Source organism: Novosphingobium sp. Leaf2 (genome assembly GCF_001421325.1).
In the GTDB taxonomy this organism is placed as follows: domain Bacteria; phylum Pseudomonadota; class Alphaproteobacteria; order Sphingomonadales; family Sphingomonadaceae; genus Novosphingobium.
In genome coordinates this window covers 413,070-437,950 of sequence record NZ_LMJY01000001.1, presented here as the reverse complement: position 1 = coordinate 437,950, position 24,881 = coordinate 413,070, and the positions used below count along the sequence as shown (strand labels likewise).

The following is a 24,881-nucleotide window of genomic DNA, read 5'->3' as shown; positions in this document are numbered from 1 at the left end:
GCTGCACGGATGAGGTGCCTTGCCGCACCGGCGGCGCGGAGCAATTCGCGGATTCCGGCGCGGGCACCGACCGGCGTTGCCTGACCGGGGCCTAATGGGAGTGCGTGGATGAACCTTGCCAAGGCCCTGGCCAGCGTCGGCGGCCTCACCCTCGCCAGTCGTGTGCTGGGGCTGCTGCGTGACAGCCTGTTCGCCCGCTACGTGGGGGCAGGCTTCGCGTCCGATGCGTTCCTGATCGCCTTTCGGCTGCCCAACATGTTCCGCGCGCTGTTCGCCGAAGGCGCTTTCGCGTCCGCTTTCATCCCCATGTTCAACAAGAAGGTGGGGGACAAGAACGGCGCCGGCCTGCCCGCTGGGCTGGCCTTTGCCGAACAAGCGCTGTCCGTGCTGTTGCCGGTGCTGATCGTACTGACGGTGGTGCTAGAAGTGCTGGCATGGCCCGTCACCTTCCTGCTGACGCTGGGCTTTAACGACGTGAACCACGAGCAGTTCGCATTCGCGGTGATGCTCAGCCGGTTCACGATTCCTTATCTGGCGTTCATCAGCCTTGTCTCGCTGCTGGGCGGTATTCTCAACTCGATCAACAAGTTCTGGGTTAACGCCGCCGCGCCGATCCTGCTGAACCTGACACTGATCGTGGCGCTGCTGGGCTTCCATTCCGCCGATCCGCTGGTGACCGCACGTAACCAGGCGATCGGGGTTTCGGTGGCGGGGGCCTTGCAATTGCTGTGGCTGGTGCTGGCCTGCCGCGCCAACGGCGTATCGATGCGCCTGCGCATGCCGGTGTGGAACGCCGATGTGAAGCAGCTGCTCAAACTGATCCTGCCGGCCGCCGCAGGCGCGGGCGCGGTGCAGATCAACCTCGTCATCTCCACCGCGATCGCGGCCAAGCTGCTGGCGCACGGATCGGTAACGTACATCTACATGGCCGATCGCCTGAACCAGCTGCCGCTGGGCCTCATCGGTATCGGCCTTGGCACGGTGCTGCTGCCCACTATCTCGCGCCAGCTTGGCGGCGGGCAGGAGGCCGAGGCGATGGAAACGCAGAACCGCGGGCTGGAGCTGGCGCTGCTGCTGACGCTGCCGGCTGCCGTAGCGCTGATCGTATGTGGCGGGCCGATCGCGGCGGCGCTGTTCGGCTACGGCAAGTTCGATGCGAACGACGTGGCCCGTACGGCGCAGGCGCTGGCCGCGTTTTCAGTGGGCCTGCCCAGCTACATCCTCGTGAAAGTGCTGACCCCGGGCTATTACGCGCGGCAGGACACCCGCACGCCGGTGCGATATGCGATGATCTCAATGGGCGTGAACCTCGTCGCCAACCTGGCGCTGATCGTGCCGTTGCAGCACATGGGGCCGCCGCTGGCCACCGCGCTGGCTTCCACCCTCAACGTCGCCATGCTGTATCGCACGCTGGTGAAGCGCGGCCACTTCGCTATGGACGCGCGGCTCAAGCGGCGCGCACCGCGCCTGGCGCTGGCCGCGATCGCGATGGGCGTGGCCTTGTGGTTCGGGCAGGAACTGATGGCACCGTACGTCCACGGCACCTGGCTGGTGCGCGGCCTGGCGCTGGCGGTGCTGGTTTCGGCCGGCGGGCTCGTCTATGGGCTGGCGACACTTGTTACCGGGGCTTTCACCCGCAATGACCTTGCCTTACTGCGCCGCCGCCGCGCGGCCTGACTTATCCTGAACGGACATTTGCATGCGTATCGTCTCCGGCATCCAGCCCACCGGCAACCTGCATCTCGGCAACTACCTTGGCGCGATCCGCAACTGGGTGGCGATGCAGGACGAGGTGAGTGCACAAGGCGGCCAGTGCCTGTATTTCCTGGCCGACCTGCACGCCATCTCGATGCCGCACACGCCCGCAGACCTTGCCGCCAACACCCGCGAAATGGTGGCCGCGCTGGTCGCCTGCGGGATCGACCCGGACCGTTCCATCCTGTTCAACCAGGCGCAGGTGCCCCAGCACGCCGAACTGCAGTGGCTGCTCAACGGCACAGCGCGGATGGGCTGGCTCAACCGCATGACGCAGTGGAAGGACAAGGCCGGCAAGAACCGCGAAGGCGCCAGCGTGGCGCTGTTCACGTACCCGGTGCTGCAGGCTGCCGACGTGCTGCTGTATGGCGCGACCCACGTGCCGGTGGGCGACGATCAGAAGCAGCACCTGGAACTGGCGCGCGACATCGCGCAGAAGTTCAACAACGACTTTTGCGCGCCCGACGCGCCGCTGTTCACGCTGCCCGCGCCGTTCATCCCGCCCGAAGCCGCACGCATCATGAGCCTGCGCGACGGCACCGCCAAGATGAGCAAGTCCGACCCCTCGGACATGAGCCGGATCAACATGACCGACAGCGCCGACACCATCATGCAGAAGGTGCGCAAGGCCAAGACTGACCCCGAGCCGTTGCCGGCGGACAAGACCGAGCTGGACGCCCGCCCCGAAGCGAAGAACCTCGTCGCCATCTACGCGGCGATGGCCGGAAGCAACGTGGACGGCGTGCTGGCAACGTTCGGCGGCGAAGGCTTCGGCCGGTTCAAGCCGGCACTGGGCGAGCTGCTGGTGGAAAAGCTGGGGCCGATCAATGCCCGCTTCCTGGAACTGCGCGAGGATCGCGAGGCGCTGGATGCGATTCTGCGGCAGGGCTCGGAAAAGGCGCGCGCGCTGGCGGTGCCGATGCTGGGACGGACGTATGCGGCGCTGGGGCTGGTGCGCGGCTGACCGCTAGCTCTATCCGGCCAGCAGTCTGGCGCGCCGCCGTGTCCAGGCCTCCGCCAGTGCGGTGACTTCGCCCAGCGCTTCCAGGCTGCCGCGATGCGCCGCGTGATCGCCGCCGATCAGCAGGCCGAACACCCGCAGCACCGTCCATGACGGGAACGGCCGATCGACCAGTTCCAGCACGTCGCCGGCTTGCACCGCGCCCTCTTCGAGCACCCGGTAATACCAGCCGGCCCGGCGGGATCTGACGCACAAGGCGTTCACCCGGTGCTCGCCGCCAAAGCGATGATCCAGCTTCCAGCATGGCTGCCGGCCCTGGCTCACTTCCAGCAGCGCGGAGCCCAGCCGCCAGCGATCGCCGATACATACCATGTCTTCGGCAAGACCGCGCGTGGATATGTTCTCCCCGAACGCGCCGTAGTCGTCCAGCAAGGGATGGTCCCCGATCGCGGTGCACCACCACGCGTAATGGTCGTGCGGGTAATGATGGATCGCCTTGTCGGGGCCGCCATGGACGGTGAGGTCGGCCTGCGCGTCACCGTCCAGACCCAGCCGATGCACCCGCACGAGGCCGTCGATCGGCCGCTTGGCGATGGCGCTTTTCTCACCCGGCCCGCGAAATGGTGTAACGGTGCCACGCAGCACGGATAAAACCGGGAACGGACTCGTCATTGACGCGCTTTCTTCCTAGATAGCAATCCTGCGATCACGCCGTGGCAAAAAGCGCCCTGCAGGTGGATGGAACATGAACCGGGCCAACGGCCTATCGTGTGCATGATCCCATTCAACCTCCATTCAGCACTTTGATTTCACGACGCGAAAGCAAGCAACGAAGGCCGCGCCGGCATCGGACGAGTAGGCTCTTCGGGTTCGTGGAGCAAAAAGATGAATGAAAATGCCCGTTCCCAGCTCGGCCGGCTAAGATTAGCCGCTGCCGCCGTGCTGCTGATGGCGCTTGCAGCGTGCGCCGCACCCTTCAACGCCAATGTCTCGCGATTCCAGTCGCAGCTGCCGGCCCCTGCGGGCCAGAGCTTCGCCATCGTTGCCGATGATCCCAAGCTTGCCGGCGGCCTTGAATTTTCCCAGTACGCTTCGATCGTTCGCGATCGCATGGCCCGCCTTGGCTACGCCCCGGTCGAAGATCCGGCCCGCGCCACCCTGATCGTCCGCTTCGATTACGGCTTGGACACCGGGCGTGAACGCGTGACCAGCACCGGCATCGGCGCTGCTGGGCCCTGGGGCCCTTGGGGCGGCTACGGTTTCTATGGCCGTCGCGGTGGCTGGGGTGGCTTTGGCTTCGGTGGCCCCTGGCACTATGGCTGGTACGATCCGTTCTTCGATAATTCGATTCAGTCCTACACCGTCTACACCAGCGGTATCAGCCTGAAGATCGACCGCGCCGCCGATGGTCAGCGTCTGTTCGAAGGCAAGGCCGAGGCCGTTTCAACATCCAACCGCCTGCAGTATCTCGTGCCCAATCTGGTCGAGGCGATGTTCACGAATTTCCCCGGGAACTCCGGTGAGACGGTGCGCATTACAGTCGCGCCTGAGAAGAAATGAAGCACTGAGACTGACAGGCTCCCCCCTGCAAAAGAGTGGGAGACACCGAGGGACGGGTCCGCTGAAACATTGCGGGCCCGTTCTTTTGGTATAAGGCGGCCCCTACCCTCGCGGAACGCCTCACGGTAATGCACAATTTCATGACGATCCTGTCACAGCTCTTCTGGGGCGTGACGATCGGCGCACTGAGCGCCGCCTTCGAAACGCTGGCCAAGGGCGCGCTGGTGATCGGCGGACTGGGCGGCGCGGGCTGGTACGGGTTGCAGTGGCGGCGCAACCGTCAGAAGCGCGATCGCGACGATGCGTGAACCGGCTTTTATCGCAGCGTAACCGGCGTTAGAACTTCGGTATGGCCGATATCATCAACCTGCGCCTTGCCCGCAAGGCACGTGAACGCACCGTGAACGCGGCCAAGGCTGCGCAGAGCCGTGTCCGGCACGGATTGACCAAGGCAGAGAAAAGCAGCCTCGATGCCGAGCGCGTGCGGGCAGAACGCCTGCTCGATGGTCTAAAGCGGGAGACCGACTGATGCGCACAACCGCACAGGATGCCAGCGTGCGCCTCTACCACCTCGATGCCGGGCCTGAAGGCGGCGCGGCAATTACGCTGCTATACGGGTCCCTGGCCGACGCGATGGTTCTTGCCGCGCAACAGGACGAGGCGACCCAGGAAGGCCTGTTCATCGCCACCGACAACGACGTCGTCGCCTACCTGGACCTGGTGGACGCGTAAGAGCAGCGGCGGGCCGGCCTCGGTCAGGCCTTGAACAGCACCTTGGTTCCGGCGTGCACCATCTGCGCCAAGCGCGCCGCATCCCAGTTAGTCAACCGCACGCAGCCGTGGCTTTCGCTGCGACCGATCTTGGAGGGTTCGGGCGTGCCGTGAATGCCGTAGTGATCCTTGGACAAATCGATCCATACCACGCCCACCGGGCCATTGGGCCCGGGGGCCAGACGCTTTTCCTTGTCGGTCTTCTTGGCATCCCAGAACAAGTCCGGATCGTATTGATAGTCCGGGTTGCGCGATTCGCCCCGAATGGTCCAGCTTCCCAATGGCAGCGGATCGTGGCTGCTGCCGGTGGTCACCGGAAACTGCGCGATCAGCTTATCCTGCTTGTCGTAGACCTTGAGCACCCCGGCGGACTTGCTGACTTCGATGTGATCCGCCTTGGGCTGGTCGGCGGCGACACCCAGGCTTTGCAGCGTTTGCGCCCAGCCACGCTCGTCCCCTTCGATGGTGGCGAGCGGCGCGTTGGGGATGGCGGGCACCCGCACCGTTGCGCCTGCAGCAAGGCGGGTGCCCGGCCCGTTCAGCGCCACCAGCGCGTCGGGCGTTGTATGAAAGCGTTCGGCCAGCGCTTCGGTAAGGGAACGATAGCCGAGATGATCGAACCCGGCCTGTGCCGAGGTGGAGTGCGGCAGGTTGGGCACCAGCGGCTGGCGCGCGAACGATACCGGGATCATCACCCGGCGCGTTGCGATCATCGGCTTGCCGCCGAACAGCGCCTGTTGGGTCGCCGGGTCCAAATTGCCAGTCTTGGGCAACCCGCGCGCATCCTGAAAGCCCGCCAGCGCCAATTTGTAGGACTGGCCTTCGCGGCCATCGATGACGCCGGGCGAAAAGCCCGCGTGATCAAGCGCGACTTGCGCCTGCAGCACCAGACTGTCCGCCATGCCCGCCTGGTTGCCGCCCGGCGCATCGGCAAAGTCAGCCACGGGCGCTGCGGTTTTGCTGGGCTGGGAGGCTTGATCATGGCGATCGCAAGCGGCCAGAACGGTCAGCAGGGGCAGGCAAAGCAAATAAACGTTTTTCAAGCGACACCCCGTGGGACAGTTCTTTGGCCACTCAACGCGCGGTGGTGACACAAGCTGCGCCGGGCTGATGCGTTTGCATGCGAATGTCCGGCGCGCGCGCCTTGGGCCATTGTGCGAAGGCGCCGGTTGTCATACCGCGCAGGCGATGAGCAGGCTGGACGTTCACCTAGAAGCTGCACTGGATCGGATCACGCGCGCCGGACAGCGGCGCAGCCTGCGCGCGTCCGCGTTGCTGCCGGGCGGCCGGATAGAGCGTGCAGGGCGCACCCTCGTCGATTTTTCGAGCAACGATTACCTTGGGCTGGCGCGCCATCCGCTGCTGGCTGAGCGCGCGGCGGAATGGACGCAGGCGCACGGTGCCGGATCGGGCGCATCGCGGCTCGTAACCGGCACCAGCGAAGCCCACCTGCAGGTTGAGGCAAAGATCGCCGCGTTCAAGCATTGCGAGGCGGCGCTGCTATTCGCCAGCGGCTGGCAGGCGAACGCGGCGGTGATCCCGGCGCTGCTGGCGGCGATGCCCGGCGCGGCGGTGTTCACCGATCGCCTGATCCACGCCAGCATGCACGCGGGGCTAGCGATCGCCGGCACCCGCCAGCACCGCTTCGCGCATAACGACCTCGATCACCTCGAAACCCTGCTGGCGAGCAAGGGCACGGATGCACCAGCGCGGTTGATCCTCACCGAAAGCGTGTTCTCGATGGACGGTGACCGGGTGGACATGGCACGGCTGGTGGCCATCGCCCAACGCCACGATGCCACGCTTTTCGTGGACGAAGCGCATGCAACCGGCGTGCTGGGGCCACAAGGCCGGGGCCTGTCCGCCCTGGTGCCCGGGCAGGTGGACGTGATCATGGGCACGTTCAGCAAGGCGCTGGGCGGGTTCGGCGCCTATATCGCGGGATCGCGCACGCTGATTGACTATCTGCTCAACGCGGCCAGCGGCTTCGTGTTCACCACCGCGCCGCCGCCGGCGGTGCTGGGCGCTATCGATGCGGCACTGGATCTCGTGCCCGGCATGGATGCCCAGCGCAGCCATCTTACGGTGCTGGGCGAACGGCTGCGCGCCGGGCTCGCCGCGCGGAACCTGGACCACGGCGCCTCCTCCACCCAGATCGTGCCCGCGATCATTGGCGCGGAGGATGCCGCGATGGCCTTGTCCGCACGGCTGGAGGAGGCCGGCTTCCTGGTCTCGGCGATACGTCCGCCCACGGTGCCGCCGGGCACCAGCCGCCTGCGCATCGCGCTGCGGGCCGGGCATTCCCTGAACGATGTGGATGCACTGCTGGCTGCAATCGAGGCGCAGCAGTGAAGCTGCTGTTCGTTCATGGCTGGGGGTTCGACCGCCATTTCTGGACGCCGCTGGCCGCGCTGCTGCCCCAGTGGCGGCATGTGATGGACGACCGCGGCTATTTCGGCGCGCCGTGCAACCCCTCGGCTGCCGGTCCGTGCATTGCCGTAACCCACTCGTTCGGCACCATGCGCGTGCTGGCCGCGCCGCCTCTCGGCTTGCGCGGGATCGTGGCGATCAACGGGTTCGATCGGTTCACGGCCCTGCCCGGAAGGCCCGGCGTTCCGATGCGCGTGCTGGACCGCATGCTGCGCCGCTTCGAAACCGATCCGCGCGGCGTGCTTGGCGAATTTCGGCGGACCTGCGGCAGCGCCGAACCGTTCGGGGAGATTGACGCGCCCTTGCTGCAGACGGATCTGCTGCGCCTGCGCGATGCCGCGCCGCCGTTGCCGGACGTGCCGCTGCTCACCCTTCAAGGCGGCGCCGATCCGCTGCTTCCCCCGGCGATGCGCAGCGCCGTGTTCGCCGGCGCCTCTACCGCAGACGTGCGCCGGATCGATCACGCCGCTGGCGGTCATCTGTTGCCGATCCAGGCGCCGCAGCTGTGTGCCGCCGCCGTTCGCGGCATGGCGGAGGCGGCATGATCCGGGCCGACCATGTCCGCCGCGCCTTTGCCGCCGCGCGCGCCTACGATGCGAATGCGAAGGTTCAGCGCGATGTTGCGGACGCCCTTGCCGCGCGCATCGCCGCGCTGGATCTGCCGCGCAGCCCGCGCGTGCTGGAAATCGGCTGCGGCACCGGATTTCTCACCGAGGCGCTGGCGGCCCACAGCATTGGCGGCACATGGCTGGTGACCGACATCGCGCCAGAAATGGTGGATCGCTGCAAGGCCCGCGCTTTGCCCGCCCACCCCGATCGCCAGATCCGCTTTGCCGCTCTGGACGGCGAGCATGGCACCCCGCCCAGCGGTCCATTCGATCTCATCTGCTCCAGCCTGGCGGTGCAGTGGTTCGCCGATGCCCCCGCCGCGCTGGCCCTGCTGGCGCGGCACCTCGCGCCCGGCGGACACTTGGTGATCACCACGCTGGGAGCGGACAGCTTCGCCCAATGGCGCGCGGCGCATGAAGCGCAAGGGCTTTGCGCGGGCACGCCCGCTTTCGTTGCGGCAGACGTGTTCGCATCCCTTCATCCGGCAACACTGCGCGTTGACGCGCACGTCGAGCGTCATCCAAATCCCCGCACGTTCCTGCGCGCCCTGAAGGCCATCGGCGCGGGCACCCCCGCGCCCGATCATCGCCCGCTCACTCCCGCGCAGTTGCGCGCCGTGATGGCGCGTTTCGACCAAAGCGGATGCGAAGTGACGTATCAGGTGGTGACCTGCCACTTGCGCGCCGCTACGGAGCGCGCATGACCACACGCCCCATCGTCGTCACCGGGACGGACACCGGCATTGGCAAAACCGTTTTCGCCGCCGCGCTCGCAGGCGCGCTGGGCGCGCATTACTGGAAGCCGGTGCAGGCCGGCATCGACGAAGACGGCACCGATGCCCAGCGCGTCGCCCATCTGTCTGGCCTGCCGCGCAGCCACGTGCTGGACGAAGCCTATCGCCTGGCCACGCCCTGCTCGCCGCACCTTGCCGCCGAGCTCGACGGCGTGGTGATCGATCCTAACCGGCTGGCGCTGCCGCAGGTGGACGGTCCGTTGGTGGTCGAAGGGGCGGGCGGTGTGCTGGTGCCGATTTCGCGCACCCAAACCTATGCCGACCAGTTCGCCCGCTGGGGCGCGCCCGTGGTACTGGTGGCGCGCACCACGCTCGGCACCATAAACCACACGCTACTGTCTGTGGAAGCCCTGCGCGCCCGCGGCGTGCCAATTCTGGGCGTGGCCTTCGTGGGCGATGCGATGGAGGACAGCGAGGCCACGATCTGCGCGATGAGCGGCGTAAAGCGGCTGGGCCGCCTACCCCGACTCGATCCCCTCGACCCCGAGCCCTTGCGCGCGGCCTTCGCCGCCGCCTTCAATGTTGCGGATTTCGCGTGAGCCTGCCCGCCTCCCCGGTATGGCATCCGTTCACCCAGCACGGGCTGGGTGAGCCGATCCCCAAGGTGACGCATGCCGAAGGAGCGCTGCTGCATACGGCAGAGGGGCGCACGGTGATCGACGCGATCTCGTCATGGTGGGTCACCACCCACGGCCACTGCCATCCGCGCATCATGGCGGCGATTGCGCAGCAGGCGCAAAAGCTGGACCAGCTGATCTTCGCCGGATGGACGCACGAGCCTGCCGAGGACGTTGCCGCCGGGCTGGTCGCCATCATGCCACCTGAACTGACGCGGGTGTTCTTCTCCGATTCCGGGTCCACCAGCGTCGAGGTCGCGCTGAAGATGGCGCTGGGCTACTGGCACGCACGCGGCGAGGCGCGACACCGCATCGTGGTGATGGACCATTCCTATCATGGCGACACCATCGGGGCGATGTCGGTCGGCGCGCGCGGGGTATTCAACCGGCCTTACGAACCGCTGCTGTTCGACGTGGCGCGCATCCCCTTTCCGCCCGCCGGGGCGCAGCAGGCAACGCTCGATGCGCTGGAGGCGGTGTGCCGTCAGGGCGATGCCGCCGCGCTGATTGTTGAGCCGCTGGTGCTGGGTGCGGGCGGCATGCTGTTCTACGGCGCGGATACGCTGAAGGCGATGCGCGAGATTTGCGCACGGTACGGCGTGCTGTTCATTGCCGATGAAGTGATGACCGGCTGGGGCCGCACCGGAACGCTGCTGGCCTGCGAGCAGGCAGAGGTGGTGCCGGATATCCTGTGCCTGTCCAAAGGATTGACCGGCGGCGCCATGCCGCTGGCGGTGACCATGGCGACCGAGCCGATCTTTGCCGCACACTGGTCCACCGACCGGGCGCGGATGTTCTTTCATTCGTCCAGCTACACAGCCAATCCCATTGCCTGCGCGGCAGCGGCAGCAAACCTGGCGATCTGGCGCGAGGAACCGGTGCGCGATCGCGTGGCGGACCTGGCGCGCCGGCAAGCGGCGTGGGTCGAAAAGCTGGGCCGCTTTCGCCATTTCGACAACGGCCGCACCCTGGGCACGATCGCCGCGCTGGACCTGCGCTCAAACGGCGAAAGCGGCTACATGAACGGACTGGCCCCCGAACTCATGGCGTTTTTCCGTGACCGGGACGTGCTGCTACGCCCACTGGGCAGCACCGTTTACGTTATGCCGCCCTACTGCATCACCGACGACCAGCTGGACGCGGTGTGGAACGCCATCGGTGAGGCGGTAATTTCGTTCTGAAGGCGCGTGCGCAGGCGCGGCTCGGCCCCACCCGCCCATCACACGTAAGGTGGCTTGTCACGTCCCATCGGGCTGGTGGTGAAGATCTCGCAGCCGTCTTCGGTGATGCCGATCGAGTGTTCGAACTGCGCCGAAAGCGATTTGTCCCGCGTCACGGCGGTCCAGCCATCGGCCAGCATTTTTACCGGCGGCTTGCCCAGGTTAATCATCGGCTCGATGGTCATGAACATACCGGGCTTCAGTTCCGGCCCGGTCCCGGCGCGGCCCGCGTGCACCACTTCGGGCGCATCGTGGAACAGGCGGCCAAGGCCGTGGCCGCAAAATTCGCGCACCACACCGTAACGATTGGCTTCGGCGTAGGCCTGGATCGCCGCGCCGATATCTCCCACCCGGTTACCCGGCTTGGCCTGCGCGATTCCGATCATCAGGCATTCGTATGTGACATCCACCAGACGGCGCGCCTTCAGTGGCACATCGCCCACCAGGTACATCCGGCTGGAATCGCCATGCCAGCCGTCAAGCAGCGGGGTAACGTCGATATTGACGATGTCGCCGTCCTTCAGCGTCTTTTCGGACGGGATGCCGTGACAAACCACGTGGTTGATCGAAATGCAGCACGAATGCGCATAGCCGCGATAGCCGAGCGTTGCAGGCACCGCGCCGCCATCCAGCGTGAGTTCGCGCACCTTGTCGTCGATGAACGCCGTGGTAACACCGGGCTGCACCAGCGGCGCGATCTCGTCCAGGATCTGCGCGGCGAGGCGTCCGGCGCGGCGCATACCGGCAAAACCGTCAGGGCCGTGCAGCTTGATGGTGCCGTCACGAAGGAGGTCATCCTGGCCCGGCTCTACGATCTGATATTCCGTCATTCACGGTACATAGCGCGCCTGACGCAAAATTGCGAGATCAGGGTTTGATCGAAAAGGCGCTGCGATATTGCGGTTTCAGCGCGGCCATGACCTTGCCCGTGACCGGCAGCGTCACCTCATAGCTGCCTTCCGCATAAGGGCCCGCTTCGTATGGCGCGACGAGCAGGCCGATCCGATCGAACGTCTGCCCGTTGGACGAGCCCAGAATCAGGGTCTGCGCGGTGGGGTCGATGCAGTCGGAGAACATGTCGGCGCTGCCACGGGTGACCGGCTCGCCACGTTTTTTCGCCCGCTCCTTGTCCAGCGCATCGCAGAACGGCCCCTGGATCGCCGACCGCAACATATCCTTGCCGACGAACATATCCAGCGGCTGGCGTGCGGTTTGCGCCCGGCGATCCCACAGCAGCGTATCGAACCCGCTGTTGCCGTGCGCGCCGTTGGAATATTCGTAGAACTCGGCAGAGAGCGATAGCCATTGCGGCAGATCGGCCACGACCTTCCAGGTCGTATCGCGTGAGAACGGGTGATAGGGATACTGGTCCTTGTCGGCATCCGCCTTGCCCTCACGCGCGTCGGCGATCAGCTGCGTTCGGGATTGGTCCAGCCGGTCGTCGAAAATCTTGCGCAGCGGCGCGATGGCCGAGACGGCGGCCGGATAGGCATAGCCGAACTCGTACAGCGCGTTTTCCTGCTTTTCGGTGCGCGCCTTGGCGGGCGGTGCGGGCGGCGGGGCCTGGGTGGAAGATAGCGATGGCGCATCGTCACTGCGCGGCGCAGAGGCGCTCGCCTGCGTCGTTGTGTCCTTGGACCCGCCGCATGCGCCCAAGGCCAGCGCCAGAACCGCAATCGTGCCGCCATACCGCATATGCATTTTCCTCTCGCTCTTGGCCTTGGGACAAGGCTAGAGAATCAGGGCATGAGCGACAAGAACGCATTGATCCAGCCAGACCGCGGCCAGAAGGCCATCGCCATCCACCTCGTGGACAAAAGCGACACCGCGCAAGGGCTGCAAAAATTCCGCACCACCCTGTCGGCGCCACAGCGCGCGGCGCTGGATGCCAACCGGTTCACCGGCGCGGCGGGCGAATACGCGATTGTGCCGGATGGTGACGGCTGGGCGGTGGTGGCAGGCGTGGCCGATGCCGCATCGCTGGGCGCATGGTGCATGGCCAAGCTGGCTGAAAAGCTCCCCGCCGGCACCTATCGGCGGGCCGGCGGCGTGCCCGGCGCCGCGGCGTTCGGCTGGATCACCGGGCAATATGCGTTCGAACGCTACAAGACCGAGAGCGACGAGGATGGGCCGCGCGTGCTGCTGACCGGCGAGCCGGCGCAGATCGACGCGCTCATCGCCGAAGCCGAAGCGGTGATGCTAGTGCGCGATCTGGTCAACACCCCGGCAGAGGACATGGGCCCGGCGCAGCTGGAGGCCGAGGCCGAGGCGCTGCACAAGGCCTTCCGCGCCGAAATCCGGGTCACGCGCGGCGACATGCTGGAGCGCGAATTTCCGATGATCCACGCGGTTGGCCGCGCTGCCGGGCGGGCGCACGCGCCCCGTCTGATCGAGCTGGAATGGGGCAACCCGGCGCACCCGCGCATCGCCGTGGTGGGCAAGGGCGTATGCTTCGATTCCGGCGGGCTGGACATCAAGCCGGGCGCGGGGATGCTGCTGATGAAAAAGGACATGGGCGGCGCCGCGCACGCCCTTGCCCTGGCGCGCCTGATCATGGCCGCCAACCTGCCCGTGCGTTTGCACCTGCTGATACCGGCGGTGGAAAATGCCATCTCGGGCAACGCCTTTCGCCCCGGTGATGTGCTGCACAGCCGCGCCGGAATCTCGGTGGAAATAGGCAACACCGATGCGGAAGGGCGCCTGATATTGGGCGATGCGCTGACCCGCGCCGGAGAGGACAAGCCGGAATTCATCCTCGATTTCGCAACGCTTACCGGCGCCGCGCGCGTGGCGGTGGGGCCGGACCTGCCCGCCCTGTTCACGCGTGAGGATGCCACCGCGCAGGCGCTGATCGCAGCCGGCCAGGCGCATGACGATCCGTGCTGGCGCCTGCCGCTGTTCGAAGGGTACCGTGAATATCTGAAGTCCGACATCGCGGACATCAACAACGCCGGCTCCAGCGGCTTTGCCGGCGCCAGCACGGCAGCGCTGTTCTTGGATCGCTTCGTACCCAAGAACGTAGACTGGGCGCACTTCGACACCTTCGCCTGGCGCCCGGTGGCCAAGTCGGGCCGGCCCAAGGGCGGCGAGGCCCTGGGTCTGCGCGCGGCATGGCATATGCTGCAGGCGCGATATGGCTGAACTTGCGAACGCGCCGTGCATCCGCTAGGCGCGCCCATCCTTGCCTTTGGAGAAGCACCCGCGTTGGCCTTAGTGGATTCGTACACCAGCCCTCCCCTGACGGATGGCACGCTGGCCATGACCGGGCCCAGCGGGAGCGCGGACCCCGGCTGCCTTCCGGTGCGCGGCGACTTGGCACACATCAAGCTGGCCGGGCGCTATTTCGTGCCGCACTATGCGGTGCCGATGCCACACGTCGTGCGTGACGGTGCGGTGCTGCTGGCGAACGGACACAAGGGTGCGGACGTGATCGCGAACCTGCCGGACGGTGCGACCTTCAACGTGCTGGATATCGCGGGCGCGTGGGCTTGGGGCCAGCTTGGAGACGACGGCGTGGTCGGCTACGTCGCGCTCGATCAGCTTGAAGGGGACCGTTGATGACCTTGAGCGTGTTCATCGATGGCGCGGCGGGAACCACCGGCCTGGAGATCGCTGACCGGCTGGCCGGTCGCCCCGAATTCAATCTGGTGGTGCTCGACGAAGCACGGCGCAAGGACGACGCCGCCCGCGCGCAGGCCCTGAACGATGCGGATTTCGTGATCCTGTGCTTGCCTGACGACGCCGCCAAGGCCGCCGTCGGCATGATCCGCAACCCCCGCACCCGCGTGATCGACGCCTCTTCCGCCCACCGGGTCGCGCCCGGCTGGACTTACGGCTTTCCCGAGGTCATCGGCCACGAAGCGATCGCCGGCGCACGGCTGGTCAGCAATCCGGGGTGCTACCCAACCGGCTTCATCGGCCTTGTTGCCCCGCTGGTGCGCGCCGGGCTGCTCCCCGCCGACTGGCCCTATGTGTGCCACGCGGTGTCCGGCTATTCGGGCGGCGGCAAGGCGCTGATCGCCCGTTTCGAGGCGGACGCGGATATCGCCTTTCGCGCTTACGGTCTGGCGCTTGGGCACAAGCACGTTCCCGAAATGCAGGCCCATGCCGGAATCGCGCACGCGCCGGTATTCGCCCCCGCGGTCGTCCCGGCACATCGCGGGATGCTGGTGGAAGTGCCGCTGCACCTGGCGATGATGCCCGACGCTGGATCGCCCGAGGCACTGCGCGCGGCGTTGCATGATTTCTACGCGGACAGCGCCGTGGTCCAGGTCGTTGACGACCAGCCCGACGAACTGCTCCTGCGTGCCTCGATGGCCCCCGTCGACACCCTGACGCTGCGGGTTCTGGCGGCGCAGGACGGTACGCAAGGCCGGCTGATCGCGATCCTCGACAATCTTGGCAAGGGGGCCAGCGGCGCCGCTGTCCAGAACCTCAACATCATGGCGGGCCTGCCCGAAACGGCCGGGCTGCGGCTCTGATCGCGGTGATGCGGCGCAGCCCGAATTTTGCCCATGCACAATTTTCGGGCACCCAATGCCTGAAACTTGAACAGATATTTACGAGACTCGGCCTGCTACTTTTCGGCATATTGTCAGCTGACGGGGCAAATGGTTCAAATGCAGTCTTTTCGCACGCGCACACTGCGCCTATCGTCGGCCACGCCGTATTGGCACGATTCTTGATGGGTAACGCGCGCGAGGCATCTGGTTCCCGGACCGGCTCCCTCTTCAAGACAGTCCGGGTGCAAGTGCAGGGGTCCAGGCAGGCGTGAAGAAAATCGAAGCCATCATCAAGCCGTTCAAGCTCGACGAAGTGAAGGAAGCGCTCCATGAAGTGGGCGTTTCGGGGATAACCGTCACCGAAGCCAAAGGTTTCGGCCGCCAGAAGGGCCACACCGAATTGTATCGCGGGGCCGAATACGTCGTCGATTTCCTGCCCAAGGTTAAGCTCGAAGTCGTCGTTCCCGATGCGCTGGCCGAGCGGGTGGTGGAAGCCATCGCGGACGCCGCGCAGACCGGACGCATTGGCGACGGCAAGATCTTCGTCGTTCCCGTGGAAACCGCCGTGCGGATACGCACCGGCGAACGCGACGACGACGCACTGTAACGCATACGGCCTGCGCGGGCGGGGGCGCCGGCGCAAATCCGCACCATCACCACCCTATCCTTTTCCGCCTGACGGGAAAGAAACGCTGGAGAACCAATACAATGGCAAGTGCAAAGGACGTCCTCAAGAAGATCAAGGACGAAGAGATCGAGTGGGTCGATCTGCGCTTCACCGATCCCAAGGGCAAGTGGCAGCACCTCACCATGGTGTCCACGGTGCTGGGCGAAGACGAGCTGGAAGACGGCCTGATGTTCGACGGCTCGTCGATCGAAGGCTGGAAGGCGATCAACGAATCGGACATGATCCTCAAGCCCGATCTTGACGCGGTATACACCGATCCGTTCTCGGCCACGCCGATGCTGATCGTGTTCTGCGACATCGTCGAGCCTTCGACCGGCGAACTGTACGCCCGCGATCCGCGCTCCACCGCCAAGCGCGCCGAAGCCTTCGTGAAGTCCACCGGCATCGGCGATACCGTGTACGTCGGCCCCGAAGCCGAATTCTTCATGTTCGACGACGTGAAGTTCTACGACGGCTACGATGGCAACGGCTTCAAGATCGACGACATCGAACTGCCGGGCAACACCGACAAGGCGTATGACACCGGCAACCTGGGTCACCGCCCGCGTGCCAAGGGCGGCTACTTCCCCGTCGCCCCCGTCGATTCGGCTGTCGACATCCGCGGCGAAATGGTCACCACCATGCTCGAAATGGGCCTGCCGTGCGACAAGCACCACCACGAAGTGGCTGCCGCGCAGCACGAACTGGGCCTGACGTTCGGCACGCTGGTCACCACCGCCGATCGCATGCAGATCTACAAGTATGTCGTGCACATGGTTGCGCAGGCCTATGGCAAGACCGCCACGTTCATGCCCAAGCCCATCATGAAGGACAACGGATCGGGGATGCACACGCACATCTCGATCTGGGACGGCGGCAAGCCGCTGTTCGCGGGTAACGGCTATGCCGGCCTGTCGGACATGTGCCTGTACTTCATCGGCGGCGTGATCAAGCACGCCAAGTCGCTGAATGCATTCACCAACCCGACCACCAACAGCTACAAGCGCCTGGTACCCGGCTACGAAGCACCGGTGCTGCTGGCCTATTCGGCCCGCAACCGTTCGGCCTCTTGCCGCATCCCCTACGGCGCCGGTGAAAAGGCCAAGCGCGTGGAATTCCGTTTCCCCGACGCGATGGCCAACCCGTACCTGTGCTATGCTGCGCTGCTGATGGCCGGCCTTGATGGGATCAAGAACAAGATCCATCCGGGCGAAGCCATGGACAAGAACCTGTACGATCTGCCGCCGGCCGAACTGGCCGAAGTGCCGACCGTATGCGGCAGCTTGCGTGAAGCGCTGGACAGCCTGACCGCTGATCACGCGTACCTGCTGGAAGGCGGCGTGTTCACGGAAGACCAGATCGAAGCCTACCTCGAACTCAAGTGGCCCGAAGTTCTGCGCTGGGAAACCACGCCGTCGGCTGTTGAATTCGACATGTACTACAGCGCCTGATCCGATAGATCAGGCGGCGACACGTTCGCCGAGAGGGGCGTCCGGAGCAATCCGGGCGCCCTTTCCTTTGTGCGTGGCGGGGCAGGTGCGGCAAACGCATGTACCGCCGTTGCGAGAAACGGCTTTCCTACATACCCGCAAACGGATTATCCGATCTGCAGCGCGCACCCATTGCGCGCGCCATCACTACCGATTGACGAAACGAGACCGCCCGCGCCTGCTTAGGCCGTGGGGCGATCCGCGCGTCTGTGTTCTTGCAAGGAGGCTGCATGTCCGCTCCCGACGCCACCCTGCCGCCCGCCCGCGCCCTTGGCGCAGCAGGCAAGGCGATCATCCAGAAGTGGGAAGGCTGCGCACGCAGGCTGGCGAACGGTGCATTCGCCGCCTACCCCGACCCCGGCAGCGCCGATGGCAAGCCTTGGACCATCGGTTGGGGTTCGACCGGGCCGGATATCACCCAAGGCACCGTGTGGACGCAGGCGCAATGCGACGCCCGCTTCGCTATCGACATTCGCCGCTTCGTGGACGCGGTTGCGCGGTTCGTAGGCGCCAATCCCACCACTCCCAACCAGTTCGATGCGCTGGTTTCGTTCCACTACAATACCGGGGCGATCCGCAACTGCACGCTGGGCCGGTTACACAACCAAGGCCGCTTTGCACGGGCGAAGGAAGAATTCGCAAAATGGATCTATAACGACGGCAAGCCGATGAACGGCCTGAAAGCCCGCCGCGCTGCAGAAGCCCAGTTGTATGGCACGCCATGACGAGGCGCGCGCCGCTAACCGGTTAACCCAGGTTCACAGACGGCATCCCGTCCTTCGATCCGGTTGCATCATCGAGGCGGCGAGGGCTGGCCAAGGCGTCTGCGATAAGGCGGTCCTGCTCCGTCGGATCGATGCGTTCCCAGCCGGCACGGCCCAGCTTGTCCATAGGCCGGTACCGCACCTTGTACTGCATCCGCGCCGACCCTTCGACCCAGTAGCCCAGATACACATACGCCAGGCCCATTTCGTGGGCACGGCGGATGTGATCGAGGATGATGTAGTTGCCCAGGCCCTTGCGATCGCTGGCGGGATCGTAGAACGAATAGATCATCGACAAGCCATCGCCCTGCCGATCGGTGAGGCAGGCGCCGATCAGACGGCCCGGCGCTCCGCCCGCACGGGCCGGTTCGCGGTATTCGATGACGTAGCTGGTGACCGGCGTGTGCTCCACCATGTCAGCGAAATCCACCTCGTCCATCGTGGTCATACCGCCTTCGGGATGGCGGGCCGCAAGGTAGCGCTGCAGCAGATCGAACTGTTCGCTGGTGGACCAGGGGCGGCAGATCGTGGTGACAAGATCAGAGTGGGCATCGAGGGTGCGCTTCTGGGTGCGCGAGGGCGCAAATTCCCCCGCGACGACGCGCACCGAAACGCAGGCGTTGCAGTCTATGCACGAAGGGCGATAGGCCACCGTCTGGCTGCGCCGAAAACCGATCCGGCTGAGCGCATCGTTCAGCGAATCCGCGTGCGGGCCTTTCAGCTCGGTAAACACCTTGCGTTCGCTGCGGCCGGGCAGATACGGACACGGCGCCGGGCTGGTCACGAAAAACCGGGGAAATCGAACCGGGGCCGTCACGTCGGGTTTGGTCTTCCTGTTAGCGGGTCACGGCCAGTTGTCCGGATGCACCATCGAATATGCCTACCCGGCACCACGGTTGCCAGTCTTTTAACGCCGAAATCGCACCTGCTTGCCTGCAATTCGCGCCGGACCGGCGGTATCGGCCCCGCAGCGTGCCAATTCGGGGCGACTGCGGGACCGCAGATTTACCTCCAGCGCTATTCGGTTTCCACCAGTTTGACTTCGTACCCTTCGCGCCGCAGCCCGGCCACCAGCGCTTGCAGCTGCGCGCGGTCTCGCGCCTCGCACTCGATCTCGGTGACCAGCCCCTTGGCGGGCAGGTGGGTGAAGATGCGCTGATGGAATACCTCGATGATGTTCACGTTATGCTCGTGAAACACCTTGGCCACCTTGAACAGCGCCCCGGCGCGATCCTGCAGGCCAATGCGCAGCCGCGCCAGACGGCCCGACCGCGCCAAATCGCGCAACAGCACGTTGGCCAGCAGCCGCGTGTCAATGTTGCCCCCGCACAGCACCAGCCCGACCTTGCGCCCCACGAACAGTTCGCGGTTCGCCAGCACGGCGGCAAGCCCGGTCGCCCCAGCCCCTTCCACCAGCGTCTTTTCGATCTGCAGCAGCAGCGCTAGCGCGCTTTCGATCTGCGGTTCGCTCACCAGCAGGAATTCGTCCAGCAGCGGGCGCAGCACCTTGGACGTCATCTGCCCGGGCGCGATCACCGCGATGCCTTCGGCCAGCGTATCGCCGCCGATCGGCAGGTTGGTGCCCTTGAGCAGGTTGTACATCGAGGGGTACAGCTGCGCTTCGACCGCGATCAGGCGAATGTCCGGGTTGATGTCACGCGCAATGGTGCCCATGCCTGACGACAGCCCGCCGCCACCCACCGGCAGCACCAGCGTGTCGATCTGCGGCACGTCCTCCAGCATTTCGAGCGCCACGGTGCCTTGGCCCGCGGCAACATGCGGATCGTCGAACGGGTGCACATACGTCAGCCCGCGCTCGACCTGCAGCTTGAGGGCATGGGCGGAGGCTTCGTCAAAGCTCTCGCCTTCGAGCACAACTTTGCCGCCCACGCTTTCGGTCTGCATGATCTTCACCGTCGGCGTGGTCTTGGGCATGACGATGGTGACCGGCACGCCAAGGCGGGTGCCGTGATAGCTCAACCCTTGCGCATGATTGCCGGCGGACGCCGCAATTACGCCGCGCGCCTTGCGCTCTTCAGGCAGTTGCAGCAGCGCATTGAGAGCGCCGCGCTCCTTGTAGGCGGCGGTGAACTGCAGGTTCTCGAACTTGAGCCAGATGTCCGCGCCGGTAATCGCGCTCAGCGTCGCGCTGTAGAGCGTGGGGGTGCGCACCACGTTGCCCGCGATGCGCTGCGCAGCGGCGCGAACGTCGGCAGCGGTCAGCGGGGCGTCGCCTGCGGCGGTCCCCGTATCGGTATTGAGCAAGGTCTGGTCCATAGGTCCGCCCGCCTACCCCAAAGCGGCTGCGATAGAAAGCAAAGTCACGCACGCAACGGTGCCGATGGCGGTTTGCTTTCACGCAAAACCCGCTAGAAGCCCAAGCATGAGCGCGCAGACCGACACTCCGCGGAAAGTATCGATGATCGGCCTTGGCACGATGGGCGGCGCTATCGCCCGTCACATCGCTCAGGGCGGCCACGAACTGACGATCTACAACCGCACGCCCGAACGCGCGCGCAAGTGGCGGGACGACAATCCCGGCCTGGCGCACCGAATCGCCGCCAATCCTGCCCACGCCGCGCAGGATGCGGACGTGGTGATCACCTGCGTCGGCAACGACGACGATCTGGCGGACGTGGTGCTGGGGCCCAACGGGGTGTTCCGCATGCTCAAGAAGGGCGGCGTCTTCATCGACCACACGACGGTGTCGGCCCGGATCGCGCGGCAGATCTCGGTCGAGGCGCGCGACCTCAAGATCCATTGCGTCGATGCGCCGATGACCGGCTCGCAGATCGGCGCGGAAAAGGGCACGCTCACGCTGATGTGCGGCGGGCGAGACGATGCGATCGAGGCGGCGCGCCCCATCATGGAAGGCTATTCCAGCCGCATCGTCCATGTCGGCAAGGCCGGCTCGGGCCAGATTGCCAAGATGGCCAACCAGATCTGCATCGCCGGCAACGTGGCGGCGCTGGCCGAAGCGGTGCGCTTCGCGCAGGCATCGCACCTGGACATGGGCAAGGTCTACGAGGCGATCTCGGGCGGCGCGGCCCAGTCCTGGCAGATGGACAACCGCTGGAAAACGATGGACGCAGGCGAATTCGATTTCGGCCTGGCGGTAGATTGGATGCGCAAGGACCTGGGCCTGAGCCTGGAAGAAGGCCGGGGCTTGGGCGTGTCGCTGCCGATCGCAGCGCTGGTGGACCAGTTCTTCTCAGAAATTCAGGCGCAGGGCGGTGGCCGGCTGGACACCAGCGCCATCATCAAGCGCCTGCCGAAAAAGGGTAAATAGTGAAGCATCTCCTTTCGGCCGCCCTTCTGCTGGCCGGCACCGCATTGTCCGCGCCCGCCCGGGCCGACGTGCTGGTTGACAATGTCGAGGGCGTCACCGCCGATGGCGCGGGCGGCGTTGCCCATTTCGAAGGCTTCCTGATCGGCCCGGACGGGCGCATCACCCAGGTGTTCCACCACGGCGACAAGCGCCCGAAGAAAGTGGACTACCAGGTGGATGGCAAAGGCCGGGTGGTGGTGCCCGGCATGATCGACGCGCACGCCCACGTGGTAGAGACCGGCTTTGCCCGCATGACGCTGGACTTGTCGAGCGCGCGCTCGCTTGACGAGGCGTTGTCGCGCGTGCGGGCCTGGGCTGCTGCGCATCCCGAAGCGCCGTGGCTGCTGGGCGGCGGCTGGAACCAGGCGCAATGGGGGCTGGACCGGATGCCCACCGCAGCGGAACTGGATCAGGCGACTGGCGGCAAGCCGGCGTGGCTGATGCGCGTGGATGGTCATGCCGGCTGGGCAAACTCCGCCGCGCTCGCCGCCGCCGGGGTGACCGCCGCGACGCGCGATCCTGCCGGCGGGGAAATCCTGCGGGTGGCCGGCACCAAGGCTCCAGCCGGCGTGCTGATCGATGCCGCCGCCGCGCTGGTCGAGGCCAAGGCGCCCAAGCCCCGCCCCGAGGACCGCGACACTGCACTGGGTGAAGCGCAGCTGCAGTTCCTGGCCGCCGGCGTCACCGCCGTGGCCGACATGGGCACCACCATCGAGGACTGGCAGACCTATCGCCGCGCTGCCGACAAGGGCGACTTGCGCATGCGTATCGTTGCCTACGCCGGCGGGGTCGATGCGATGACCCTTATCGGCGGGCCTGGCCCCACCCAGTGGCTCTATGACGACAAGCTGAAGATGAACGGGGTGAAACTGTACCTCGATGGCGCGCTCGGCTCGCGCGGGGCGTGGCTGAAGGCGCCGTATGCCGACGATCCCAAGACCACCGGCCTGCCGCAGATGAACGAGACGCAGCTGGGCAACCTGATGAGCCGCGCCGCGATCGACGGTTTTCAGATAGCCGTGCATGCGATCGGCGACAAGGCCAACGCCACGCTGCTCGATTCGATCGCGGAACTGTCGCAGACCTACAAGGGTGACCGGCGCTGGCGCATCGAACACGCGCAAGTGGTCGATCCCGCGGACATTCCGCGCTTCGCCAGTTACGGGGTCGTCGCCTCGATGCAGCCGCAGCACGAAGCCTCTGACCGGGGGATGGCGGAGGCGCGGCTGGGTCCGCAGCGGCTGGCCGGCGCCTATGCGTGGAAGTCCATCGCCGCCACCGGCGCGAAGCTGGCGTTCGGCTCCGACACCCCGGTAGAGCCGCCGCGCCCGTTCGAGGGGCTGGCCATCGCGATCACCCGCACCGGCGCGGATGGACAGCCGTTCGGCGGCTGGCAGCCACAGGAAGTGCTGACCCGCGAAGCTGCGCTGTCCGCCTACACCAGCGGCGCGGCATACGCGATGTTCGCTGAAGACCGGCTGGGCCGCATCGCGCCGGGATACCGCGCGGACTTCCTGTTCGTCGATGTCGACCCAATGCTGGCCACGCCCGATCAACTGCGCGCCACGCGCGTGCTGGAAACGTGGATCGGCGGCAAGCTGGCATGGTCCGCTGCGCAGGATGGCGGCAAGGCGGGCGTGCGCCGCGAAATGTCCAATACAACGAACGGACGGTAAAGCAGGCGGACGCGGAAGCGGACGGGCTGCCCGCCGGGGCTTACTCCGCCACGGCCTTGCCCGCTGCCTCGGCGTTTTCGGCGATCGCCTTTTCCTCGGCCGCACGGGCTTTGGCATCGCGCTTTTCGGTGAACCACATCAGCAGCAGCGTGCCTTCGAACAGCAGCAGCAGCGGCACCGCCAGCAACAGCTGCGAGACGACGTCCGGCGGGGTGGCCACGGCGGCGATGATGAAGATGCCCACGATCGCATAACGGCGCGCGTTCACGCACTGGGCGCGGGTGACGATGCCGGCGCGGTTGAGCAACATCAGCAGCACCGGCAACAGGAAGCTGATCCCGAACGCCAGGATGAACTGCATCACCAGCGCCAGGTAGTCCCCGGTTCCCGGCAGCGCCTCCAGCTTGAGGCCACCCTTGGGGCCCTGGAAACCCAGGAAAAAGTGGAACGCGGTGGGCATGACCACGTAATACGCCAGCGCCGCGCCCATCGTGAACAGGATCGGGGTTGCGATCAGGAATGGCAGGAACGCCTTCTTTTCCTTGGCATACAGACCGGGCGCAACGAACAGCCAAATCTGGTTGGCAATCACCGGGAAGCTGACGAAGAACGCTGCGAACATCGCGATCTTCACCTCGACGAAGAACGCCTCGTACAGCTTGGTGTAGATCAGCCGGCCTTGCCCTGGCGGAAACGCTTCGGTGAGCGGGCGCACCAGAAACGAGAAGATATCGCCAGCGAAGTAGAAGCATACCGCGAACGCCACGCCAAACGCCAGAAAAGCGCGCACCAGCCGCGCGCGCAGCTCGACCAGATGTTCGAGCAGCGGCGATTGTGTCTCGTCGATATCGGAAATGCGGAATGGGGGCATGGACGGGCTCGCGCTACCGGATCAGGGCGGGGGTGGCGGCAGGTGAAGTTCGGTCTGCCGGATATCCCGTTCAGCCTCTGGCGGCGGCGATGATCGTTCGCCATCGCTTGATGGTGTCTGCGATTGCGTCTGAACGTATGCGGACGGCTCCTCAGGAACTGATGCGCCGGGTTGCGGCAATGCGTTGACCGGCGGTTGCATGTCGTCCGCCGTGGGATGCAGGGTGGGCAGTTGCGGGCTCGCTTTCATGATCGCCTCGTTCTGCTCACGCCACTTGCGTTCCATTTCCTCAAGCTCGGCCTCGCGCACCATGGCGTCGATCCCGGCACGGAAATGGTTGGACATCTTGCGCATGCGGCCGATCCACCGACCGGCGGTGCGCAGCGCCATCGGCATATCCTTGGGACCGATCACGACAACCGCCACGATGACGATCAGCAGCAGTTCGGACGCGCCGATATCGAACATGGCGTTTCAGACCGATCCGCTCAAAGCTGCTCGGTTTTGGTTTCGCCCGGAGCCGGGGTCGGGGCCACGTGCGGCACTGGTGTGGCGGCGGGCGGCGGCGGGGTGGTAACGGACGCTGGCGGCACGACATCGACAGGGGTGGTGGCGATCTGCGCGGGCGGCGGCGGCGGCGTGGATGCGGCGGCGGCCTTCTTGGCCTCTTCCTCGTTCATGCCGTCCTTGAAGCTTTTGATGCCCTTGCCGAAATCACCCATGATTTCCGACACGCGGCCGCGTCCGAACAGCACGAGCACGATCACCAGAACGATCAGCCAATGCCAGATCGAGAAGCTACCCATAACCTCAACTCCAAAAATCTGCGGCTGAGTCCAGCCGTTGATCGGTCCATCTAGGCACTTT

Annotated in this window: 28 protein-coding genes; 19 read left to right on the top strand and 9 right to left on the bottom strand. The window is 65.8% G+C overall.

The genetic code is table 11. The features are described from left to right. The first annotated feature begins 108 nt into the window (after nucleotides 1-108). Nucleotides 109-1,677 carry a murein biosynthesis integral membrane protein MurJ gene (gene murJ / locus ASE49_RS02200; RefSeq protein ID WP_056768317.1) on the top strand — a complete coding sequence of 523 codons (1,569 nt, stop codon included), beginning with the start codon at nucleotides 109-111 and terminating at the stop codon, nucleotides 1,675-1,677. Between the two features lie 22 nt (nucleotides 1,678-1,699). Then, a complete protein-coding gene (gene trpS, locus ASE49_RS02195; RefSeq protein WP_056768308.1) occupies nucleotides 1,700-2,719 on the top strand; it encodes a tryptophan--tRNA ligase in 1,020 nt (339 codons plus the stop codon). 9 nt (nucleotides 2,720-2,728) lie between these two features. On the opposite strand, the gene ASE49_RS02190 is transcribed toward trpS, so the two are convergent. Continuing rightward, entirely contained in the window at nucleotides 2,729-3,388 is a 660-nt protein-coding gene (locus ASE49_RS02190) for an MOSC domain-containing protein (protein WP_056768306.1), read from the bottom strand. A gap of 213 nt (nucleotides 3,389-3,601) precedes the next feature. Between ASE49_RS02190 and ASE49_RS02185 the strand changes: the two genes are divergently transcribed. The 4 genes from ASE49_RS02185 (at nucleotide 3,602) to ASE49_RS02170 (ending at nucleotide 5,008) form a co-directional block, all read left to right on the top strand. Further along, complete coding sequence (locus ASE49_RS02185) at nucleotides 3,602-4,276, top strand: DUF4136 domain-containing protein (protein WP_056768304.1); 675 nt, start codon at nucleotides 3,602-3,604, stop codon at nucleotides 4,274-4,276. Between the two features lie 140 nt (nucleotides 4,277-4,416). Then, the gene (locus ASE49_RS02180; RefSeq protein WP_235522787.1) at nucleotides 4,417-4,584 is read left to right on the top strand and encodes a hypothetical protein; all 168 of its coding nucleotides are present in this window, start codon (nucleotides 4,417-4,419) and stop codon (nucleotides 4,582-4,584) included. Between the two features lie 41 nt (nucleotides 4,585-4,625). Then, complete coding sequence (locus tag ASE49_RS02175) at nucleotides 4,626-4,805, top strand: DUF4169 family protein (RefSeq protein ID WP_056768299.1); 180 nt, start codon at nucleotides 4,626-4,628, stop codon at nucleotides 4,803-4,805. Further along, a complete protein-coding gene (locus ASE49_RS02170) occupies nucleotides 4,805-5,008 on the top strand; it encodes a hypothetical protein (protein WP_056768297.1) in 204 nt (67 codons plus the stop codon). The genes ASE49_RS02175 and ASE49_RS02170 overlap by 1 nt, the downstream gene beginning before the upstream one ends. 23 nt (nucleotides 5,009-5,031) lie before the next feature. Here ASE49_RS02170 and ASE49_RS02165 read toward each other — a convergent pair whose 3' ends face one another. Next, nucleotides 5,032-6,066 (bottom strand): L,D-transpeptidase family protein, encoded by a 1,035-nt coding sequence (locus ASE49_RS02165; protein ID WP_442945932.1) that lies wholly within the window; start codon nucleotides 6,064-6,066, stop codon nucleotides 5,032-5,034. A gap of 169 nt (nucleotides 6,067-6,235) precedes the next feature. Here ASE49_RS02165 and ASE49_RS02160 point away from each other — a divergent pair, with 169 nt between their 5' ends. Genes ASE49_RS02160 through ASE49_RS02140 form a run of 5 tightly spaced genes read left to right on the top strand, consistent with a single transcriptional unit; the run spans nucleotide 6,236 to nucleotide 10,677 of the window. Next, the gene (locus tag ASE49_RS02160) at nucleotides 6,236-7,399 is read left to right on the top strand and encodes an aminotransferase class I/II-fold pyridoxal phosphate-dependent enzyme (RefSeq protein ID WP_056768294.1); all 1,164 of its coding nucleotides are present in this window, start codon (nucleotides 6,236-6,238) and stop codon (nucleotides 7,397-7,399) included. Next, complete coding sequence (locus ASE49_RS02155) at nucleotides 7,396-8,022, top strand: alpha/beta fold hydrolase (RefSeq protein ID WP_056768289.1); 627 nt, start codon at nucleotides 7,396-7,398, stop codon at nucleotides 8,020-8,022. The genes ASE49_RS02160 and ASE49_RS02155 overlap by 4 nt, the downstream gene beginning before the upstream one ends. Then, nucleotides 8,019-8,789, top strand: coding sequence for a methyltransferase domain-containing protein (locus tag ASE49_RS02150; RefSeq protein WP_056768287.1), 771 nt, complete (start codon nucleotides 8,019-8,021; stop codon nucleotides 8,787-8,789). The genes ASE49_RS02155 and ASE49_RS02150 overlap by 4 nt, the downstream gene beginning before the upstream one ends. Next, nucleotides 8,786-9,418, top strand: a complete 633-nt coding sequence (gene bioD, locus ASE49_RS02145; RefSeq protein WP_056768284.1) for a dethiobiotin synthase — start codon at nucleotides 8,786-8,788, stop codon at nucleotides 9,416-9,418. Before ASE49_RS02150 ends, bioD begins: the two co-directional genes overlap by 4 nt. Before the next feature lie 2 nt (nucleotides 9,419-9,420). After that, the gene (locus tag ASE49_RS02140; protein WP_056768643.1) at nucleotides 9,421-10,677 is read left to right on the top strand and encodes an adenosylmethionine--8-amino-7-oxononanoate transaminase; all 1,257 of its coding nucleotides are present in this window, start codon (nucleotides 9,421-9,423) and stop codon (nucleotides 10,675-10,677) included. Nucleotides 10,678-10,715: 38 nt separating this feature from the next. On the opposite strand, the gene map is transcribed toward ASE49_RS02140, so the two are convergent. After that, nucleotides 10,716-11,546 (bottom strand): type I methionyl aminopeptidase, encoded by an 831-nt coding sequence (gene map, locus ASE49_RS02135; RefSeq protein WP_056768280.1) that lies wholly within the window; start codon nucleotides 11,544-11,546, stop codon nucleotides 10,716-10,718. 37 nt (nucleotides 11,547-11,583) lie between these two features. Further along, nucleotides 11,584-12,417: a DUF4163 domain-containing protein gene (locus tag ASE49_RS02130; protein ID WP_235522786.1), complete on the bottom strand. Its 834-nt coding sequence runs from the start codon at nucleotides 12,415-12,417 to the stop codon at nucleotides 11,584-11,586. A gap of 45 nt (nucleotides 12,418-12,462) precedes the next feature. Here ASE49_RS02130 and ASE49_RS02125 point away from each other — a divergent pair, with 45 nt between their 5' ends. The 6 genes from ASE49_RS02125 to ASE49_RS02100 all read left to right on the top strand — a co-directional run bounded on the left by ASE49_RS02125 (nucleotide 12,463) and on the right by ASE49_RS02100 (nucleotide 18,100). Beyond that, on the top strand, nucleotides 12,463-13,857 hold the full coding sequence (locus ASE49_RS02125; RefSeq protein WP_056768278.1) for a leucyl aminopeptidase family protein: 1,395 nt from the start codon (nucleotides 12,463-12,465) through the stop codon (nucleotides 13,855-13,857). A gap of 117 nt (nucleotides 13,858-13,974) precedes the next feature. Continuing rightward, on the top strand, nucleotides 13,975-14,274 hold the full coding sequence (locus ASE49_RS02120; RefSeq protein WP_056768642.1) for a hypothetical protein: 300 nt from the start codon (nucleotides 13,975-13,977) through the stop codon (nucleotides 14,272-14,274). Beyond that, nucleotides 14,274-15,197 (top strand): N-acetyl-gamma-glutamyl-phosphate reductase, encoded by a 924-nt coding sequence (gene argC / locus ASE49_RS02115; RefSeq protein ID WP_056768277.1) that lies wholly within the window; start codon nucleotides 14,274-14,276, stop codon nucleotides 15,195-15,197. Before ASE49_RS02120 ends, argC begins: the two co-directional genes overlap by 1 nt. Before the next feature lie 289 nt (nucleotides 15,198-15,486). After that, nucleotides 15,487-15,825 (top strand): P-II family nitrogen regulator, encoded by a 339-nt coding sequence (locus tag ASE49_RS02110; RefSeq protein ID WP_008832116.1) that lies wholly within the window; start codon nucleotides 15,487-15,489, stop codon nucleotides 15,823-15,825. A 101-nt stretch (nucleotides 15,826-15,926) separates the two neighbouring features. Beyond that, nucleotides 15,927-17,336 carry a type I glutamate--ammonia ligase gene (glnA, locus tag ASE49_RS02105; RefSeq protein WP_056768275.1) on the top strand — a complete coding sequence of 470 codons (1,410 nt, stop codon included), beginning with the start codon at nucleotides 15,927-15,929 and terminating at the stop codon, nucleotides 17,334-17,336. 269 nt (nucleotides 17,337-17,605) lie between these two features. Continuing rightward, entirely contained in the window at nucleotides 17,606-18,100 is a 495-nt protein-coding gene (locus ASE49_RS02100) for a lysozyme (protein WP_082456247.1), read from the top strand. Between the two features lie 22 nt (nucleotides 18,101-18,122). Here ASE49_RS02100 and ASE49_RS02095 read toward each other — a convergent pair whose 3' ends face one another. Together ASE49_RS02095 and ASE49_RS02090 are read right to left on the bottom strand one after the other, a co-directional pair. Further along, on the bottom strand, nucleotides 18,123-18,956 hold the full coding sequence (locus ASE49_RS02095; protein WP_056768270.1) for an arginyltransferase: 834 nt from the start codon (nucleotides 18,954-18,956) through the stop codon (nucleotides 18,123-18,125). A 200-nt stretch (nucleotides 18,957-19,156) separates the two neighbouring features. After that, nucleotides 19,157-20,416 carry a threonine ammonia-lyase gene (locus ASE49_RS02090; protein WP_056768264.1) on the bottom strand — a complete coding sequence of 420 codons (1,260 nt, stop codon included), beginning with the start codon at nucleotides 20,414-20,416 and terminating at the stop codon, nucleotides 19,157-19,159. 106 nt (nucleotides 20,417-20,522) lie between these two features. On the opposite strand from ASE49_RS02090, the gene ASE49_RS02085 reads away from it, so the two are divergent. Continuing rightward, nucleotides 20,523-21,428: an NAD(P)-dependent oxidoreductase gene (locus tag ASE49_RS02085; protein ID WP_056768261.1), complete on the top strand. Its 906-nt coding sequence runs from the start codon at nucleotides 20,523-20,525 to the stop codon at nucleotides 21,426-21,428. Next, entirely contained in the window at nucleotides 21,428-23,143 is a 1,716-nt protein-coding gene (locus ASE49_RS02080) for an amidohydrolase (protein WP_056768258.1), read from the top strand. Before ASE49_RS02085 ends, ASE49_RS02080 begins: the two co-directional genes overlap by 1 nt. Before the next feature lie 40 nt (nucleotides 23,144-23,183). On the opposite strand, the gene tatC is transcribed toward ASE49_RS02080, so the two are convergent. From tatC to ASE49_RS02065, 3 genes are read right to left on the bottom strand one after another with little or no spacing between them, the layout of a single operon-like run. Then, complete coding sequence (gene tatC, locus ASE49_RS02075; RefSeq protein WP_056768256.1) at nucleotides 23,184-24,014, bottom strand: twin-arginine translocase subunit TatC; 831 nt, start codon at nucleotides 24,012-24,014, stop codon at nucleotides 23,184-23,186. 21 nt (nucleotides 24,015-24,035) lie between these two features. Continuing rightward, a complete protein-coding gene (gene tatB, locus ASE49_RS02070) occupies nucleotides 24,036-24,482 on the bottom strand; it encodes a Sec-independent protein translocase protein TatB (protein ID WP_056768253.1) in 447 nt (148 codons plus the stop codon). Between the two features lie 20 nt (nucleotides 24,483-24,502). After that, nucleotides 24,503-24,820 (bottom strand): twin-arginine translocase TatA/TatE family subunit, encoded by a 318-nt coding sequence (locus ASE49_RS02065; protein WP_056768250.1) that lies wholly within the window; start codon nucleotides 24,818-24,820, stop codon nucleotides 24,503-24,505. Between the last annotated feature and the right edge of the window lie 61 nt (nucleotides 24,821-24,881).